The sequence below is a fragment of the Acinetobacter sp. SFB genome (genome assembly GCF_001647545.1).
Lineage (GTDB): Bacteria > Pseudomonadota > Gammaproteobacteria > Pseudomonadales > Moraxellaceae > Acinetobacter.
Map to the genome: position 1 here is coordinate 587,254 of NZ_LSZH01000001.1, position 16,645 is coordinate 603,898.

12 protein-coding genes and 1 pseudogene are annotated in these 16,645 nt (G+C 40.9%); 5 read left to right on the plus strand and 8 right to left on the minus strand.

Translation table 11 applies throughout. The annotated features are described in order from the left end of the window. Nucleotides 1-59: 59 nt before the first annotated feature. The gene (clpB, locus tag AY606_RS02750; RefSeq protein ID WP_067864312.1) at nt 60-2,642 is read right to left on the minus strand and encodes an ATP-dependent chaperone ClpB; all 2,583 of its coding nucleotides are present in this window, start codon (nt 2,640-2,642) and stop codon (nt 60-62) included. 495 nt (nt 2,643-3,137) lie between these two features. Beyond that, on the minus strand, nt 3,138-3,560 hold the full coding sequence (locus tag AY606_RS02755) for an OsmC family protein (protein ID WP_067864315.1): 423 nt from the start codon (nt 3,558-3,560) through the stop codon (nt 3,138-3,140). A 146-nt stretch (nt 3,561-3,706) separates the two neighbouring features. Between AY606_RS02755 and crp the strand changes: the two genes are divergently transcribed. Then, nucleotides 3,707-4,414: a cAMP-activated global transcriptional regulator CRP gene (gene crp, locus AY606_RS02760; RefSeq protein WP_067864317.1), complete on the plus strand. Its 708-nt coding sequence runs from the start codon at nt 3,707-3,709 to the stop codon at nt 4,412-4,414. Nucleotides 4,415-4,607: 193 nt separating this feature from the next. Then, nucleotides 4,608-5,657, plus strand: coding sequence for an NADP(H)-dependent aldo-keto reductase (locus tag AY606_RS02765; RefSeq protein ID WP_067864320.1), 1,050 nt, complete (start codon nt 4,608-4,610; stop codon nt 5,655-5,657). Between the two features lie 182 nt (nt 5,658-5,839). On the opposite strand, the gene AY606_RS02770 is transcribed toward AY606_RS02765, so the two are convergent. The 4 genes from AY606_RS02770 to AY606_RS02785 all read right to left on the minus strand — a co-directional run bounded on the left by AY606_RS02770 (nt 5,840) and on the right by AY606_RS02785 (nt 9,788). Beyond that, nucleotides 5,840-6,616 carry a M48 family metallopeptidase gene (locus tag AY606_RS02770; RefSeq protein WP_067864324.1) on the minus strand — a complete coding sequence of 259 codons (777 nt, stop codon included), beginning with the start codon at nt 6,614-6,616 and terminating at the stop codon, nt 5,840-5,842. A 113-nt stretch (nt 6,617-6,729) separates the two neighbouring features. Then, nucleotides 6,730-7,038 (minus strand): hypothetical protein, encoded by a 309-nt coding sequence (locus tag AY606_RS02775; RefSeq protein WP_067864327.1) that lies wholly within the window; start codon nt 7,036-7,038, stop codon nt 6,730-6,732. 195 nt (nt 7,039-7,233) lie between these two features. Further along, nucleotides 7,234-8,553, minus strand: coding sequence for an adenylosuccinate synthase (locus tag AY606_RS02780; RefSeq protein WP_067864330.1), 1,320 nt, complete (start codon nt 8,551-8,553; stop codon nt 7,234-7,236). A gap of 68 nt (nt 8,554-8,621) precedes the next feature. Next, nucleotides 8,622-9,788 (minus strand): ATP phosphoribosyltransferase regulatory subunit, encoded by a 1,167-nt coding sequence (locus AY606_RS02785; RefSeq protein ID WP_067864333.1) that lies wholly within the window; start codon nt 9,786-9,788, stop codon nt 8,622-8,624. Nucleotides 9,789-10,115: 327 nt separating this feature from the next. Here AY606_RS02785 and AY606_RS16780 point away from each other — a divergent pair. Beyond that, nucleotides 10,116-10,226: pseudogene (locus tag AY606_RS16780) on the plus strand (AzlD family protein); the annotation flags it as partial. Between the two features lie 21 nt (nt 10,227-10,247). On the opposite strand, the gene AY606_RS02790 reads toward AY606_RS16780, so the two are convergent. Together AY606_RS02790 and AY606_RS02795 are read right to left on the minus strand one after the other, a co-directional pair. Beyond that, a complete protein-coding gene (locus tag AY606_RS02790; protein ID WP_067864336.1) occupies nt 10,248-10,565 on the minus strand; it encodes a hypothetical protein in 318 nt (105 codons plus the stop codon). A 534-nt stretch (nt 10,566-11,099) separates the two neighbouring features. Further along, entirely contained in the window at nt 11,100-12,125 is a 1,026-nt protein-coding gene (locus AY606_RS02795) for a type I glyceraldehyde-3-phosphate dehydrogenase (RefSeq protein ID WP_067864338.1), read from the minus strand. A gap of 428 nt (nt 12,126-12,553) precedes the next feature. Between AY606_RS02795 and alaS the strand changes: the two genes are divergently transcribed. Both alaS and AY606_RS02805 read left to right on the plus strand, forming a co-directional pair. After that, nucleotides 12,554-15,247 carry an alanine--tRNA ligase gene (gene alaS, locus AY606_RS02800; protein ID WP_171255339.1) on the plus strand — a complete coding sequence of 898 codons (2,694 nt, stop codon included), beginning with the start codon at nt 12,554-12,556 and terminating at the stop codon, nt 15,245-15,247. A 65-nt stretch (nt 15,248-15,312) separates the two neighbouring features. Continuing rightward, nucleotides 15,313-16,593 carry an aspartate kinase gene (locus AY606_RS02805; RefSeq protein ID WP_067864343.1) on the plus strand — a complete coding sequence of 427 codons (1,281 nt, stop codon included), beginning with the start codon at nt 15,313-15,315 and terminating at the stop codon, nt 16,591-16,593. Nucleotides 16,594-16,645: the final 52 nt, after the last annotated feature.

Here is a 16,645-nt window from a genome sequence, read left to right on the forward strand (position 1 = left end):
GTAAAATAAAAAAACCCAGCCAAGGCCAGGTTTTTTTATCTTTTGGTTTAATCAAATACTTAACTTAATTTCATTTTTTCAAACTCAAGATGACCATTTTCACCTTTAATCAAAATCGTATCGCCAGGCAGAAAATCTCCGCTTAAGATTTTTTGAGCCAATGAATTTTCAACTCGCTGTTGAATTGCACGTTTCAATGGTCGAGCACCATATACAGGATCAAAACCAGCATCGATCAATTGATCAAACGCACTATCATCGACAGAAAGACGCATGTCTTTTTCACTTAAACGAGAACGCAAACGATTCAACTGAATATCTGCAATACCGCGAATTTGTGCTTTTTTCAGTGAATGGAATACCACCAGCTCATCAATACGGTTAATGAATTCTGGACGGAAGTGTTGTGATACGGCTTCCATTACCACTGTGCGGACTTCATCATCGGTTGCATTTTCACCTAATTCACGTACATCCTGCGAACCCAAGTTAGAGGTCATGACTATAACGGTGTTTTTAAAATCGACCACACGGCCTTGAGAGTCAGTCAAGCGTCCATCATCAAGCACTTGCAGCAAGATGTTAAATACGTCCGGATGCGCTTTTTCGACTTCATCAAACAACACGACACTATAAGGTTTACGACGCACAGCTTCAGTTAATACACCACCTTCTTCATAGCCCACATATCCTGGAGGTGCACCGACCAAACGGCTGACAGAATGTTTCTCCATGAATTCAGTCATGTCGATACGAACCATCGCATCATCACTGTCGAACAGGAAGTTTGCCAAGGCTTTGGTCAATTCAGTTTTACCCACTCCTGTTGGGCCCAGGAACATGAATGAACCGCTTGGACGATTCGGATCAGACAATCCTGCACGTGAACGGCGTACCGCATTCGACACTGCAACTACCGCTTCATCTTGTCCAATTACACGGTTATGTAAGAAATCTTCCATTTGAAGCAGTTTTTCACGTTCGCCTTGCAACATTTTCGCCACTGGAATACCGGTTGCCGCACTCACCACTTCTGCAATTTCATTCTCAGTCACTTTGGTACGGATTAACTTTGGTTCTTCATTGTTTTCTTCGGCAACTTCTTCGCTTTCCAGACGTTTTTGCAATTCAGGAATCACTCCATATTGCAGACGGCTGGCTTCCGCCAAGTCACCTTCACGTTGTGCTTTTTCAAATGCGGTACGCGCTTTATCCAGCTCGACTTGTGCCTGATTAGTGCCTTCAACCAATCTTTTCTCAGCGATCCATTGTTCTTCCAAATCGCTATATTCACGCTGCACTTCTTCGATTTGTTTTTCCAAATGTGATACTTCAGCTTTACTGACTGAATCTGCATCCTGTTTTACCGCTTCCAGTTGCATTTTCAACTGGATTAAACGACGGTCCAAACGGTCAAGTGGCTCGGGTTTTGAATCAATTTCCATTTTGATTCGTGAAGCTGCTTCATCAATCAAATCAATGGCTTTATCCGGTAATTGACGATCGGTAATATAACGATGCGACATTTTTGCAGCAGCAATAATGGCTGAATCCAGAATCTGTACGCCATGATGCGTTGCATATTTCTCTTTCAGTCCACGTAAAATTGCAATGGTATCTTCAACACTTGGCTCATCTACCAAGACTTTCTGGAAACGGCGTTCTAGCGCAGCATCTTTTTCGATGAATTGACGATATTCATCTAGAGTCGTTGCACCGACACAATGCAGTTCACCACGTGCCAATGCAGGTTTCAGCATATTGCCTGCGTCCATGGCACCCTCGCCCTTACCGGCACCGACAAGGGTATGTAATTCATCAATAAAGAGAATAACTTCTCCTTCATACTTGGCCAGATCTTTCAGAACCGCTTTTAAACGTTCTTCAAACTCGCCACGATATTTCGCGCCTGCGAGCAATGAACCCAAATCCAAAGATAAAACCCGTTTACTTTTTAAGCCTTCAGGGACTTCACCATTGACGATCCGTTGTGCCAGACCTTCGACAATCGCAGTTTTACCCACTCCCGGTTCACCAATCAATACCGGATTATTTTTAGTACGGCGTGAAAGTACCTGAATTGTGCGACGAATTTCTTCATCACGTCCAATCACTGGATCGAGCTTGCCGGACATCGCACGTTCAGTTAAATCAATGGTGTATTTATTCAGTGAATCACGCTGATCTTCGTGGTTATTACTCATGACTTGTTCACCACCTCGAATATTCTCAATTGCTTTACGTAAACCTTCTGATGTTACGCCTACACTATTCAGTAAAGTTTTAGTTGCACCAGTTTCAGCCAAACTAAGCAATACCCAGTCGGTCGATAAAAATTCATCTCCGGCTTTTTGTGCATAGCTGTCTGCCAGGTTTAGGGCGCGTACCGCTTCAGGATTAAGATTGATATCTCCGGTTGGATTGGCAATGGTCGCTGCATTATTCAATGCTTGTTGTAGCTTGGTCTGAAGATCGCGCAGATTTGCCCCGGCCTGTTGTAACAAGCTGATATTGGCAGGCTCTTGCAATAGCACGGATAAAACATGAATACCTTCGATTGAGGTATTGTCTTTACCCATGGCTAAAGATTGAGCATCTGATAAAGCTTGCTGCAGCCGATTTGTAAATTTTTCAAAACGCATTCTTATTTTCCTCACAACAAATTTTGTACTTGGACAATAGATGGGAATGGTTTGATATTTTTCAACACAATTTATTAAAAAATATTTTAATTTTCAAAGACTAAAGAAATAAAAATAAAACATGAAACTGAGTTTTAATATGGGGATTTAGCTCAATTTTTTCAAGCTAAATTTAATATCTTCTGTATCAAATTCTATTTAGAACATATTTCATCACGATGTTGGATTAACCCAGTTGAAAACTCAATATTTGCAGTTGAGAATTTTGAAAAAATTATATATTTATTTATAGTATATAGACGAAGTTCACTAGATTGATCTACGTTGTGATTTAACAAAAAATTAGAGATTGAAATTGAATAAAAAAAGAAGTGAAAGAATGAAAATTAGTTTTTTAAATTGTGCATTAAGATGGTACTGATTATATTTTATAGAATAATTCTAAGTTGAATGATTCATAAAAAAGGCAATTCATTTGGAATTGCCTTTTTTTTATTACGCAGCTTCAATAATTTCAAAATCGTGGGTAATTTCAACACCACCATCAGATAACATTTTGCTTGCGGAACAATATTTTTCAGCAGAAAGTTCAACAGCTTTAGCCACCTGTTTTTCTTTTACCGCTTTACCCGTCACGACAAAGTGTAAATGAATATTGGTAAACACTGCAGGAATCGTATCCGCACGATCCGCTTTTAGCTGACATACGACCCCTGTCACATCTTGGCGTGATTTCTTTAAAATAGTCACAATATCAAAGGAGGCACAGCCACCAAGTCCCATTAATATCAGCTCCATGGGACGTGGACCACGGTTTTCACCACCATATGCCTCAGCGCCATCCATGACAATGTGGTGACCACTTTCTGATTTTGCTTCAAAAGCAACATTCTCTAGCCAATGTACGCTTGTTTGCATTGCAACTACCTGAAAAAAGCTATAAATTTACGAAGTACCCGTACACTAACATAAATTGAGTTGATAAGGAATTTCATCTCTTCTATGTGACAAGTTCATTTTAGGTCTGTGCGATCTATTACTTATCCATATTCGGAACCGTTAGCATGACTGCAAGCTTTTCACAACTAAGCACCGATGCCCTTTCTCCTGGTCAATTACCAGAGTCAGTCAAAGCATTATTAAAACGTGCATATATAAATCGCTATCCAAAACGTACTGCAATTATTGATGCAGGCACTGAATCAAAATCACTTTATTTAATTTTAAAAGGTTCAGTATCCATTATTTTACGTGAAGATGATGAACGTGAAATTGTGGTTGCGTATTTGAATGCAGGAGACTTTTTTGGGGAAATGGGTCTCTTTGAAGCAAATCCACAACGTACTGCGGAAGTCCGTACTCGTGATGTCTGTGAAATTGCCGAAATCACCTATGATAACTTTCACGAGTTAAGCAAACAGTATCCAGATCTGAGCTATGCTGTATTTGCCCAGCTTGTCCGTCGCTTAAAAAATACCACTCGTAAAGTGACTGACCTGGCATTTATTGATGTATCTGGTCGTATTGCGCGCTGTTTAATCGACCTTTCTTCGCAACCAGAAGCCATGATTTTACCAAATGGCCGACAAATCCGTATTACACGTCAAGAAATTGGCCGTATTGTCGGTTGTTCTCGTGAAATGGTGGGACGCGTTTTAAAAACGCTTGAAGAACAAGGCATGATCGAAACTGAGGGTAAAGCCATTCTTATTTTTGATGTTTCAACTGAAGATGCAAATGTCGCTGTGGATGAACTGGATGAGGAAGAATAAGTTCTTTATCCTTTAGCACGCACGAAAAAAAGCAAATCTTAGGATTTGCTTTTTTATGGCTTGATTTTTATTCATCTCCTTTTGTAAATTTGATGACAACATTAAAACTATTGATGATTTAACGCTGATCAAAAAATCAGTTAGCCTTAAGTCATTTAAAATTTCATTGATAAAAACTCAAGGATCAAGCTCTATGCAATTCAAACCTTTAGCCAATACAGGAATACTTGTTCCTGAAATCTGTTTAGGCACGATGACTTTTGGTGAGCAAAATACCCAAGCAGAGGCCTTCCAACAACTTGAATACGCTTTAGACCAGGGTTTGTTCTTCTGGGACACTGCTGAAATGTATCCTGTGCCACCAAAGCCTGAAACCCAAGGGGCAACTGAAACCATCTTGGGTCAATGGATTGCTGAACGAGGACATCGTGACCAGCTGTTTATTGCTTCAAAAATTGCAGGTCCCTCACAAGGCGGCAGTCACATCCGTGATGGACAAACTCGCTTCACAGCAACAGAGATTAGCTCAGCTATAGATGGCTCCTTAAAACGCTTACAAAGCGATTATATCGACCTATATCAGCTGCATTGGCCACAACGTCCAGCCAATTTCTTTGGCAAGCTCGGTTATGGCAATACTGAAGCTCAGCAGGATGCAGAAATCACTGCTTTAGAAGAAACCTTAAGTGCTTTAATTGATGAAGTCAAAAAAGGACGTATTCGATATATTGGTCTATCCAATGAAACCCCGTGGGGCACTTTGAAGTTTTTACATTTGGCTGAAAAGTTAGGTTTAGAAAAAATGGTGAGTGTACAAAACCCGTATAGTCTCTTAAACCGGACTTATGAAATCGGCATGTCAGAAATTGCCCATTATGAAAATGTGGGACTACTTGCATACTCCCCTTTAGCTTTCGGTTATTTGACCGGAAAATTCCGTAATGGTGCACGCCCTGCAAATGCACGTGTCACCCTATTTTCTCGTTTTAGCCGCTATAGCAATCCAGAGAGTGAATGGGCAACCGAACAATATGCTCAACTCGCGGAAAGACATGGCTTAACCCTGACCCAACTGTCACTGGCATTTATTAAACAGCAGTTCTTTGTGACCAGTACCATTATTGGTGCAACCAACCTGGATCAACTCAAAGAAAATATCCAAGCCTTTGAAATTGATTTATCAGCTGAAGTTTTACAAGGTATTGAGGATATTCACCGTCAACAGCCCAACCCTGCCCCATAATTTTATTTTAAGCAGTGCTTAAAAATTAAGTTAGACAGATTTATACTGCTTTATCTTCGATCACATCGAAATAATTAACATCCTTACCCCTTGCGCAGCAGTGCTGCTCATCCTATAAGGATGAGGAAGTAAAACTAAAAAAAGGATGCTTCGTGCATCCTTTTTTATGAGTTAAACAGCAATTAACGTTTGTTATAAATCGCTTGAGCGGCTGGCAAGTTTTTACGCATTGCTTCAATACGCTGGCTATTTGAAGGGTGAGTCGACAAGAATGAAGTACCGCCCGCACCTTCCAGTTTGTTCATTTTTTCCCAAAGGGTAATAGCAGCTTGTGGGTTATAACCGGCACGCGCCATCAGCATTAAACCGCCTTGGTCAGCGCGACTTTCCAGACTACGAGAATAAGGTAAACCTACACCCACTTGTGCACCCAACTGGGCAGCAGCAGAACCCAACTGCCCTACATTACTTCCCGCAGCGCTTAGACCGATGCTTAAAGCCAAATCAGTTAATGCTTGTTGACCAATTTTATTTTTAGAGTGTTCCTCTAAAGCATGCACCATTTCATGACCCATAACTGCTGCAATTTCTGCATCAGTCAGGTTTAATTTATTCACGATACCGGTATAGAACACAACTTTACCACCCGGTGCTACATACGCATTGATCTGGTCCGATTTTAGCACAGCCAGTTTCCAATCAAACTTTTGACCCGTTTGATTGATTTGATCGCCATAAGGTTTTAAACGCATAAATACGGCATTAATGCGTTTATAAGTCGCTGAAGAAGTATCTAAGGTTTTATTTGCACTTGCTTCCTGAACTGTTTTATTAAAACCTTGTGCTGCTGTTACATTTAATGTTGATGAATCTGCCCCTGCCATTTCCGCTACAGTGGTACAACCAGAAATAGTGATCATACTAGCCGCACACAAACTTAAAACGAGTTTGCTATTCATTATAATAATCTCCACCTTGAATACAGATATCAGTTTTAAACAGATTATAGGGAATCGTGGATAAGCTTTGAATTATTATTCCATCCATATTCATATTATTTATGTAACTGTGCTTATTTAAGAAACTGAAAACTAAGCCAATAAATAAGACATAACGCATTCAAAACCAAATACACTTGGCAAAATGGTTTGATTTTCTGTTCCAGCTGTTCATTTTTTCTTTTAAAAAATAAAATACCATTTTGAATAAGAATTAATGGAACTAAAATGCAGGCAATAATGACACTTAAACCAATAAATGCCGTATAGATAATATTGGGATCTTGGGTTTGTGCCTGAATGATCAGCATCGCAATGGTGGGTGCACCACCCATGGCAAAGAGTAAGGAATAAAAAATCGTTCCTGAAATATTCTTATGCATCCAGCATAACCTTTCATTTATTTTATGTTTTGTATTCTAACAAGTGCCAGTTATTTAAACAGTATTCTCGGATGCAACTTTAGTCTCGCTAAAATTTTCCCCAATATATTCTTTTAGTACATTTTCAAAATAGTGAATACAAAAAAAGCCCCGCAAATTGCGAAGCTTTTTTAATCATCGTCGTATCAGCTTAAATTAAGCATCAAACGGATGACGCAGGACAATTGTTTCTGCACGGTCAGGACCGGTCGAAATAATGTCAATTGGACATTCAATCAACTGTTCAATACGTTTTACATAAGCAATCGCATTTGCAGGTAATTGAGCAACATCAGTTGCACCCACTGTAGACTCAGACCAACCTGGCATAGACTCATAAATTGGTTTTAAAGCTTCAAATGCAAGCGCATCAGAAGAACCGACACAACCAGAATCAGCCGCTTCGTAACCCACACAGATTTTTACTTCTTCTAAACCATCAAGAACGTCAAGTTTAGTTAAGCAAATACCTGAAAGTGAGTTTACATCGACTGAACGACGTAAAATTTCAGCATCAAACCAACCACAACGACGCTGACGACCAGTTGAAGCACCAAACTCATGACCAATCGTACCCAAATGTTTACCAATTTGGTCGCCTGTGTCATTTGCAGCATCGTAAACCAATTCCGTTGGGAATGGCCCTGCACCTACACGCGTTGTGTAAGCTTTGGTAATACCTAGTACATAATCAAGGTGCAATGGACCCAGACCTGAACCTGAGCTTACGCCACCAGCAGTTGTGTTTGAAGATGTGACATACGGGTATGTACCGTGATCTACGTCAAGGAGCGAACCTTGCGCGCCTTCAAACATAATGTTGTCACCGTTTTTACGGAAATTGTGCAATTCCGTAGTTACGTCCACAACCAGCGGAGTAACGACTTCACGCCATTGATCGCAAAGTGCCAGCACATCTTCTAATTTAACCGCTTCAACACCGTAGTATTGAGTTAACTGGAAGTTATGGTAATCCAGAAGCTCAGTAAGCTGGGCTGTAAGATGCTCACCACCACGAACAAGATCAGCAACACGGATTGCACGGCGTGCAACTTTGTCTTCATATGCTGGACCAATACCACGACCCGTGGTACCGATTTTCGCATTGCCACGTTTCTTCTCACGCGCTTGGTCAAGTGCAATGTGATTCGGCAAAATTAATGGACAGTTTGGAGAGATTCGTAGACGTTCTTTAACTGGAACACCTTCTTTTTCAAGAATATCCATCTCTTTGATGAGCGCTTCAGGAGAAAGAACCACACCATTACCAATTAAGCACAATACGTTTTCACGTAAAATACCAGATGGAATGAGGTGTAATACAGTTTTCTTACCACCAACCACAAGTGTATGACCTGCGTTGTGTCCGCCTTGGTAACGAACTACCGCAGCCGCTTGATCTGTGAGCAGGTCAACGATTTTACCTTTACCTTCGTCGCCCCATTGGGTACCAAGTACCACAACATTCTTGCCCATAATAGCCTCATTGCATCATGCTGTTAAAATTGAAAACTTGAATTAGTTCATCAAACCAATTCACATCATTAAATCTTTTCGACTGTCCACTCACCCGCCACACCCACCAATTGATGCGTTGCATGCGGTACCGAGTCTAAACTGTCCTTGCCAAGTAATTGAATTACCCCAAAGCCTTGTGTACGGGCATTTGAAATTGCCTTAAGCAAATCAGCGTCTGTACCCTTCGGTGCAACAACTACATTTAAATCTTTAAATTGACCTGCACTTAAGGCATATAAGTCGCACGAAAAACCTGTTGCAGGACGTGCACGACCAAAATGTTCACCAATGCCATCATAACGTCCACCTTGAGCCAGTGGTGCTGCACGGTTTGGTGCATATACTGCATACATTAAACCAGTGTGATAATGGTATGAACGCAACTCTACAACATCTATACCAATATGCAGATTTGGCCAACGCAACTGAATTTCGACTTGCGTCGTTTTCAAAGCATCAAATGCTTGCCTGAACGCTTCATCAGCGAAAATTTCAGCACTTAAATTGGCTTGTAACGCATCTAGGTCACTTGAATAACGACCTAGTGTATAAAAATCTGCACCAAATTTTAATTCTTGGGTAAATTCTGCAAGTTCAGGTAATGCTTTACGTTGATAAAGATCCGAAAGATGACTTTCAACAGCTTTGGTCAAACCCGCATGTTTCACTAAACTGCGGAATAGACCGACATGACCCAAATCTAGATGGATCCCGTCTGCCAAGCCCGCGGTTTCGATCAGACTCAGCATCACGTCAACCATTTCAACGTCTGCATCAATACTGTCTGAACCGAAAAGCTCCGCACCTAATTGCAGGGGTGCACGTGTGGTATTAAACCCTTGGGGTTTGGTGTGTAAAACCGTGCCAGCGTAGCAATAACGCGCCACGCCTTCGACTGGATGTACATGCGCATCAATACGAGCCACTTGTGGTGTCATATCGGCACGCACACCAAGTAAACGACCTGATAACTGGTCAATAACTTTAAAAGTGGCTAAGTCTAAATCTTGATTCGATTCTGAAAGAGAAGATAGAGATTCGATGTATTCAATAAATGGCGTGTACACCAATTGATAACCCCGAGATGCGAGGAAATCTAGGGCGTTACGACGCAAAGTTTCAATCACTTGCGCCTGTTCTGGTAATACATCAGCTACACCATCAGGTAATAACCATGTCTCTGAAATGGGCATGTTGTAAACCTAAATTCTGTCAGAGCGGAAGTTATCCGCATAAAAAAATCGGGAGCACACCCGATTTCTCCTAGTCTAGCACGATAGTTTTAGCTGTGCATCTGACTTTTTCACAAAAAATAGCGGAATACTTATTGTTTAATCAGACAAAACACTCCAATTCATTTAAAGCGGCTATAGCGCTCAAAGATGACGCTAAAAATGTTTATAATTTTATTATCACTTCAAGGGCAATTCAGTGGTTTGTTTAATCTTTTGTAATGGAATTTCAGTTTTTACATATTGTATCTGCTTTCTTTTAATAGCAAATGAATAATGATTCACTCCGCAATGCTACTTGCAATTATGATTACTTTAATAGCAGCTTCACGTTTTTCATTACTGCCTACGGTTTTGATGAGCATGACATCGGCCGCTATTTTAAGGTTTGTTATTCTTCAGATTGCAACAAGAATGAACTTATACCGAGGGTCTGTCCGAGGAATTGACTGCCCTTGTCAACAATCCAACCAATTCGGCATTTTGCAACTCGACCTGACTAAGTTTAGCGCTGGTTTTATCAAGCACTTCCTGCTGAATATGCATTTTCTTGGCCAAGTCCTGCATAATTTCCAAGGTTTTCTTTAAGTTCTGTTCCAAATGAATTACTTTTTCTTCGAGCTGCAGGTTCATTTGAATGTCACTGACCGCATCATTTTGATTGGTAAATTGTGCCCAAATCAGAAAAATCACTGCTATGGCTAATAGCAGAATAAAACCCCATATAAATATCAACATAGGTAGATGCTCTTTATTTTATTTAGTTATTATTCAACATCATGGCGAATTAATGAAGTGAATTTTTTAAAAGCCTGATTTAAGCAATTTATTTCATATATAAAAGATTACTGTAAACAAGCTCAGCCTTTTCCCAAACCTATCAAAAATTATTTCAACTTGCTTTTTAGATTATATTTTTAGCAAGTTAAATTTTATATGTATTGATCTATCAAAAGTGATTAAAACATCATTTTATCGTTGTTTGTATGATCAGTTTATTAAGATTTGTTCTATTTCTAGAACCACATCACCATCTAAAAGACAACGCTTTAAGCATAAAGTAATGAATCAATGAAATGCCTTTTCTAGCCATTTCATGATACTAAAAATATTCAAACGAGCTGCAATTGCCATTCATCTTATCCAAACTAACCTGCTCGCTCATGCCTTGGCCAATCAAGGCAATCCCATTCAATGATGTGACCCGATAATAAAAAACAAGAAATTACTTCTCAAAACCAAGACACACCAGATATCTAATGCACATCAATTTTATGATGTAAATGACTCGCATAAATCCAGCAAGCGATTGGCATAGCCCCACTCGTTATCATACCAGGCAAATACTTTCGCTTGATGTCCAACCACAATGGTTTGGCTTAAATCCACAATTAAAGAATAGGGTGAATGATTAAAATCAGATGACACCAAAGCTTCATCTGTCACATCCATAATTTCCGCATAGCCCTGCCGTGCCGACTTGAGCAGGACTTCATTAATTTTATGCACGGTGACATGTGATTGAGCAACAAAAGTTAAATCAATGGCAGCGACATTAATGGTCGGTACACGAATGGAATAACCATTAATCCGGTCTTCCATTTTTGGCATAACACGTTTTAATGCAGCCAATGCTGAAGATGTGGTGGGAATAATATTTTGCCCCGAAGCTCGTGCACGACGCAGGTCACGATGTGCATGATCCAGTACCGATTGATCAGCTGTGACCGCATGGATTTCTGTCATGAGTGCGGTATCAATGCCAAAAGCATCATCAATGATTTTAACCAGTGGCACCAAAGCTTGCGTGGTACACGATACGCTGGAAATAATTTGATCCGTTGCTTTAACTTCATGATGATTTACACCATACACAATAGCCGCATCTACACTGTCAAAAGGCGCAGCACCAATAATGACCCGTTTCGCCCCTGCGGTAACATGTCTAGTTGCCGCTTCACGTGAACGGAACAAGCCAGTACATTCAAGCACCACATCAATATTTAAATCATTCCACGGCAAAAGTTCAGGCTGTTCCTGACAAAATACCTGTACTTTTAATTGCGCCAAACCCGCTGAAATATGCAAAAAAATCTGTTCATTTTCCAGCAACACTTCGACTTTGCCTTTAAAGCGTCCGTGGGTAGTATCGTACTTAAACAAATGAACTAAAGTCTCTACATCTGCAACATCATTAATCGCAACAATATCAAAATGAAAATCCTTGGGATTTTCAAACCAAGCACGTAATACATTGCGACCAATTCGCCCGAAACCATTAATGGCTACTCGTTGCATCAGATATCCTTAATTCTTGGGTAGATGTAAACACTGGTGTATGTTAATGGATTTCAACCGAAATCCGATACCATTTCTTCACCTCTATTTATTAAATAAAGTGCGGCAGAAACGTCCTATCCACTTTATAAAGCGCTTTAATCACCAATCAGCATCAGAAAAAGCCAGCTAAAAATACTCATTCAAGCATTCGTTAAACTTTACTGGCAGTTTGATGATATAAATTAACACGTGGATTTACCTCAAGATGCCTATATCGCGAATACATAGAATTGTCATGAATTCGCCTTAAAGTGATTGGTGCATGCAGCTTTTTCCGTTATAATTTGGCGTTTTAAAATTTTAAGCCCGGTGTACTCAGGCAGTTCATCTTCTATGAAAATGCTCGGTATACTTCTAGCCAATACGAAATATGGAGTGACTTGGTTGTGAGTACTCGTTTTATGACATCAGCTGAAATTCGTGAAGCATTTTTGCGTTACTTTGAATCGCAAGGGCATACACGTGTCGCGTCGAGTTCACTAGTACCCGCCAATGACCCGACTTTATTGTTTACCAATGCCGGGATGAACCAGTTTAAAGACTGCTTCCTGGGTTTGGAAAAACGTGATTATGTTCGCGCAACATCATCACAAAAATGTGTACGTGCCGGTGGTAAACATAACGACCTAGACAATGTCGGTTATACAGCACGTCACCATACTTTCTTTGAAATGTTGGGTAACTTCTCATTTGGTGATTACTTTAAACGTGATGCGATCAAATTTGCCTGGGAATTTCTGACTGGCGATGAATGGTTAGCACTACCTAAAGATAAACTCTATGCCACTGTTTATCATACTGATGACGAAGCATTTGACATCTGGAACAAAGAAATTGGTCTAGATGCCAGCCGTATCATCCGTATTGGCGACAACAAGGGCGAAAAATACGCATCAGACAACTTCTGGGCAATGGGCGACACTGGTCCTTGTGGACCTTGTTCTGAAATTTTCTTTGACCATGGCGATCATATCTGGGGTGGCTTACCAGGCACACCTGAAGAAGATGGCGACCGTTTCATCGAAATCTGGAACAACGTATTCATGCAGTTCAATCGTACTGCTGATGGCGTGTTACATGAGTTACCTGCTCCGTCTGTAGATACCGGTATGGGCTTGGAACGTATTTCTGCAGTTTTACAACATGTAAATTCAAACTACGAAATCGACTTATTCCAAAACTTACTCAAATCAGCTGCAGAAATCATTGGCATGGATACTACTGCTATTGAAGCTGAAGCTGCTGCAAATAACAAAGCTGTTGAATACCCTGCATCTTTAAAAGTGGTTGCGGATCATGCACGTTCATGCTGCTTCCTTATTGCTGACGGTGTAAACCCTTCTAACGAAGGTCGTGGTTATGTACTGCGTCGTATTATCCGCCGTGCTGTTCGTCACGGTAACAAATTGGGTGCGACAGGTTCATTCTTCCATAAAATGCTACAGCCTTTAATTGAAGTGATGGGTGAAGCCTACCCTGAACTAGCAGCACAACAATCACGTATCGAAGCACAGCTTTTAAAAGAAGAAGAACAATTCGCGAAAACTTTAGAGCAAGGTTTAAAACTGCTTGAAGGTGAATTGACTCAACTTAAAGGCAACGTGATTCCGGGTGAAACAGTATTTAAACTGTATGATACTTACGGCTTCCCTGCTGACTTAACAGCTGATATTGCACGCGAACGTGATTTAACGATTGACGAAGCTGGCTTTGAAGTTGAAATGGCAGCACAACGTCAACGTGCACGTGATGCAGGTAAATTTGCGATTGATTATAACTCGATTGTAAATGTCGACAGCGAAACTCAATTCGAAGGCTATGAAGCAACTCAAGGTCAAGGCCAAATTGTTGCGATCTATAAAGATGGCGAACAGGTTGAAGAAGTGGTTGAAGGTGATGAAGCGTTAATCGTATTGAACCAAACACCTTTCTATGCAGAAAGCGGTGGTCAGATCGGTGATACCGGAATCTTCAAAAACGATACCGGTATTTTCGAAGTGCAAGATACCAAAAAATCTGGTGCTGCATTTGTACATCAGGGTATCGTGACCATGGGCAGCCTAAAAGCTTCTCAAAGCGTTGAAGCTACTGTTAAAGCGGACATTCGTGCTGCAACTGCACGTAACCACTCTGCGACTCACCTTTTACATGCTGCCCTACGTCAAGTTTTGGGTTCTCATGTTCAACAAAAAGGCTCATTGGTTGCAAGCGATATCCTGCGTTTTGACTTTGCCAACGATCAACCGGTTACTTTCGAACAACTTCAGCAAGTAGAACGCTTGGTAAATGCAGAAGTGATTACTAATACTGCGGTCTCCACTGAACTTTTAGACATCGAATCCGCCAAAGAAAAAGGCGCAATGATGTTGTTCGGTGAAAAATATGGCGATGAAGTACGTGTACTGTCTATGGGTTCAATCATTGAAGAGAAAAACTTCTCGATCGAACTGTGTGGTGGTATCCATGTGAAACGCACTGGCGACATCGGTCTGTTCAAAATCACTTCTGAAGGTGGTGTTGCAGCTGGTGTGCGTCGTATTGAAGCCGTGACTGGAACTAAAGCAGTTGAAATCGTGCAAAAAACTGATCGTGATGTTCAATACATCAACGGTTTGTTAAAAGCACAGAATCATCAAACAGTTGAAAAAGTTGAAGCTGTAGTAGACACTGCACATCAATTGCAAAAACAAATTGAGCAATTGAATCAAAAACTTGCAAACCTGCAAGCTGGCGAACTTTTAAGCCAAGTTCAAACTGTTGCAGGTCGTCCGACACTGATTACCACTGTACAAAACATGGACGCGAAATCACTTCGCAACCTGCATGACGGTGTGAAATCTAAATTAGACAATGCAGTGATCGTACTTGCGGGTGTAGAAGGCGACAAAGTTAGCCTTATTGCCTCCGTTGCAAAAGATTTTACTGCCAACATTAAAGCAGGTGACATCATCAAACACTTGGCTACCGAACTCGGTGGTAAAGGTGGTGGTAAGCCTGACTTGGCACAAGGTGGCGCGCCACTTAACGAGAAGTTTGCAACAGTGATGGCAGATTTAACTGCCTGGCTTGAGGCAAAATAACACTTCACTTTTTGTGTAACGGACCCTGATAGCGATATCAGGGTCATGGCTTTTATGGAACAACTATGGCATTAATCGTTCAAAAATATGGCGGTACCTCTATGGGTACTCCCGAGCGCATTTTAAATGTTGCTCGTCGTGTAAAGCGCTGGCATGATCACGGCCACAAGGTAGTGGTCGTAGTTTCAGCAATGAGTGGCGAAACCAATCGCCTGCTTGCTTTAGCGAAGGCCATTACCGAAACCCCTGATCCGCGTGAACTTGACCAAATGGTCTCTACGGGTGAACAGGTTACGATTTCTATGTTAGCGATGGCACTTAACTCTATTGGGGTTGAAGCAAAGTCGCTCACTGGTCGCCAGGTTGGCATTAAAACGGACAGTGCATTCAATAAGGCGCGTATTGAAGCGATTGATACTGATGTTTTAACTGCAAATTTAGACGCAGGCCGTGTGCTGGTTGTTGCAGGCTTTCAAGGCTTTGACGAACAAGGCAATACCACTACTTTAGGTCGTGGCGGTTCAGATACTTCTGGTGTTGCAATTGCTGCTGCACTCAAAGCGGACGAATGCCAAATTTACACAGACGTTGATGGTGTTTATACCACCGACCCGCGTGTTGCACCTAAAGCAAAAAAAGTTGATCGTATTTCTTTTGAAGAAATGCTGGAAATGGCATCTTTGGGTTCTAAAGTTCTTCAAATTCGTTCAGTTGAATTTGCTGGTAAATACCAAGTGCCTTTACGTGTATTATCAAGTTTTGATAATGACAATGATGGCGCATTTGACGAAGACTTTAAACAAAACGTCGGCACTCTTATTACTACTGAATTGGAAGACAACATGGAACAGCCAATTATCTCTGGTATCGCATTTAACCGTGACGAAGCAAAATTAACGATTCTAGGTGTGCCTGATGAACCAGGTATTGCAGCTAAAATCTTATGTCCAATTGGCGATGCGAACGTTGAAGTGGATATGATTATCCAGAACGTTGAAGAAGACGGTACAACTGATTTCACCTTTACGGTTAACCGTGGTGAATTGGCTAAAGCCAAAACAATTCTTGAAGATACGGCGAAAAAAATTGGTGCACGTGAAGTTGCAACACGCTCAGACATAGTAAAAGTATCTATTGTGGGCGTAGGTATGCGTTCACATGCTGGCGTGGCAAGTAAAATGTTTACTGCTTTAGCTGAGGAAGGTATCAATATTTTGATGATCTCTACCTCAGAAATCAAGATTTCCGTGATCATTGAAGAAAACTATTTAGAACTTGCTGTGCGTACCCTTCACACTGCTTTCGGTTTAGACCGCGAGCATGGCGAATCTAGCGTACGTGCATAATATCGGAAAATATGACAAAAAATGTCATTGTTAGACAGTTTTTAAAATAGTA